This window comes from Streptomyces sp. NPDC045701 (assembly GCF_056432045.1).
In genome coordinates, this window is sequence record NZ_JBWKJV010000183.1 from 1 (window position 1) to 1,839 (window position 1,839).

The 1,839-nt window shown below is 68.3% G+C and carries 1 protein-coding gene and 2 pseudogenes; 2 read left to right on the top strand and 1 reads right to left on the bottom strand.

Features of this window, described 5'->3' with window-relative positions:
- Positions 1-103 precede the first annotated feature (103 nt).
- Positions 104-945 (top strand): annotated as a pseudogene (locus AC07DW_RS34275) (Tn3 family transposase); the annotation flags it as partial.
- An 86-nt stretch (positions 946-1,031) separates the two neighbouring features.
- On the opposite strand, the pseudogene AC07DW_RS34280 reads toward AC07DW_RS34275, so the two are convergent.
- A pseudogene (locus AC07DW_RS34280) lies at positions 1,032-1,352 on the bottom strand (transposase); the annotation flags it as partial.
- A gap of 97 nt (positions 1,353-1,449) precedes the next feature.
- Here AC07DW_RS34280 and AC07DW_RS34285 point away from each other — a divergent pair.
- Positions 1,450-1,839, top strand: a 390-nt coding sequence (locus AC07DW_RS34285) for a transposase (protein ID WP_478861499.1), incomplete at its 3' end; no start/stop codon positions are given.

Below are 1,839 nucleotides of genomic sequence, written 5' to 3' on the forward strand. Positions count from 1 at the left end.
CTACAAAAGCCTCAAAGTCGACCGACGCACCTACAAAGCCACCCTCAGCATCGACATCTTGCAACCAAGGCTCATCCCGTAACTTCACGGCCTTGACCTTTAGCCGGGCACGGTGGACTGGAAGGCGTACACGTTCTGCGTCCTGGAGCAGCTGCACCGGATGCTGCGGAGCAAGCAGATCTTCGCCAGGAACTCCTCGAAGTGGGGTGACCCGAGGGCGAAGCTGCTGGCAGGTGAGGCGTGGCAGCAGGCCAGGCCGACGGTGCTGGCCTCGTTGAACCTGCTCGGTGAGGCGGGGAAGCATCTGGCGGCGCGGGCCGCGCTGCTGGACGGCACCTCCCGGGAGGTCGCCGCCCGGGTCCCGGACAACGCGCAGATCGTCTTCGACGACGACGACGGCAGGCTGCACTTCGGCGCCCTGGAGCCGGAGCCCGAACCGGCCTCCCTGCTGGACCTGCGGGCGGCCGTCAACGCGATGCTGCCGAGGGTGGACCTGCCAGAGGTGCTGCTGGAGGTGTTCTCCTGGACCGGTGCCGACCAGGCGTTCACCTCGGTGACCTCCGGCGAGGCGAGGCTGAGGGACCTGCACGTGACGATCGCGGCGCTGCTGGTCGCCCACGGCTGCACGGGCGGGCGGGGCAGCTCTACCAGCGCTACCAGGACGGCATGGAGGACCAGATCGGGGCGCTCGGCCTGGTCCTCAATGCGCTCGTGCTGTTCAACACCCGCTACATGGACGCCGCGCTCACCCAGCTCCGTGCCGACGGCTTCGGGGTGCGCGACGAGGACGTCGCCCGGCTGTCCCCGTTCGTGCGCCACCACATCAACCTTCTGGGCCGGTACTCCTTCCAGCTTCCCGACCTGCCTGGCGGAATGCGCCCCCTGCGCGATCCGGACCCCGCCGAGGCTCGAGTCCCCGCGCCGCTCTCGCCGGACAGTCGGTGAACGTAACCGACCCGGCGGCAGGCTGTCGCCAGGGGCAGTGGCGTCTCCGAAGCCTGTCGGGTCAAACATCCCATGCCGTTTCGATGTCAAGCGGCGGCTGGGATGGTTGCGTGGTGTGACCATGCGGTGGTCTCGTCGTAGGGGGTTTTGGTCTTGAGGCATCCGTGGAGGATGCCGACGAGGCGTTTGCCGAGTTGGCGCAGGGCGGGGTTGTAGCCGGCGTCGCGGGCGCGTTGCTTGTCGTAGTAGCGGCGGGCGCCGGGTGAGGTGTTGATGGCGGAGAACGCCTGCTTGTGGAGGGCGTCGGCCAGTCGGTCGTTGCGGACGTGACGCGCGTGGACCGTGTGCGCTTTGCCGGAGGCGCGGGTGACCGGGCTGGTGCCAGCATAGTTTTTGCGGGCCTTGGCGACTCTGTTGCTGAATTTGCTGCGGGGGTGAGCTCGGGTCCGTGATGATCGTTCCCGAGGTCGCTTCTCTGTCGTGCGGCCGTGGAGGCGGTGGGGCATGTCGATGCGGCCGGTGGGGCTGCCGGAGATCCCGGAGCAGACTGTGACGGTGGTTCGGGCGGCGTTTCCGAAGGAGAGCCTGGCGATACGGGTGCGGGACCGGCTCGCGGAGGTCTTCGTTGACGAGCCGTTCGCCGCCGCGTTCGGGGTGCGGGGTGCTCCGGGCCTGTCGCCGGGGGTGTTGTCGTTGGTGACGGTGTTGCAGTTCGCCGGGGACCTGACCGATCGGCAGGCGGCGGCGATGGCGGTGCGGGCCATCGGCTGGAAGTACGCGATGGGCGTGGAGCTGACGGTGAGGGGCCTCGCGTTTTCCGGACAGGGTCTGATCCATCAATTCATGCGGCGAGCCGCAGGTTCTCGAACTCGGCGCGGACTTCTTGGGGTGGCC